Annotated in this window: 1 protein-coding gene; it reads left to right on the top strand. The window is 51.7% G+C overall.

What is annotated here, in order from left to right; translation table 11 throughout:
- Positions 1–113: 113 nt before the first annotated feature.
- On the top strand, positions 114–538 hold a 425-nt coding region (locus tag E1963_RS23950; protein WP_201272119.1), incomplete at its 3' end, for a hypothetical protein.

Genomic DNA, 538 nt, shown 5'->3' with positions numbered 1-538 from the left:
AAAGGGAAGAGGAGAAGCAAAAAAGGGGGGGAGGGAAAGGAAAGGGGAAGAACCTGTATCAGCTAATACGGGGGGTGAGGAGAAGGAGAAGAAGGAAGGGGAAGAGGGGGCCATTGTATAAAGCGGAGGGGGAGAAGGGAGAGAAGGAGGAGGGGAAAGAGAGAGAAGAAAGGGAGGGGGAGAAGAAAAGAAAGAAGGAAAGGGAGAGAAGAGAGAGAGGGAAAAAGGAGGGGGAAGACGGCGAGAAGAGGGAGAGGGAAGAAGAGGCTGTTCTAAAGGGGAGGGAGGGAAGTCTTGGGGGGGCAGGAAAGAAGGGGAGGGGGAAAGGGAAAGGGGGAAAGGAAGGGGGGAAAGAGAGAAAGGAGGGGAGAAAGAGAAAAGAGAAGAAAAAGAAGAGGGAAAAGGGGGAGCACCAACATCATAAGCAAACAGAAAAGCTTAGCACGGGGGGGGAGAGAAAGGAAGGGAGGGAGGAAAAGAGAAGAAAAGGGGAAAATGAAAAGGGGAACAAAAAGAGAAAGGAGGAGAGAAGGGAGAA

Origin of the sequence: Extibacter muris (genome assembly GCF_004345005.1) — a bacterium.
In the GTDB taxonomy this organism is placed as follows: Bacteria; Bacillota; Clostridia; order Lachnospirales; family Lachnospiraceae; genus Extibacter; species Extibacter muris.
Note: the sequence above shows the minus strand (reverse complement) of the source record. Positions and strands in the feature narration are given on the sequence as shown.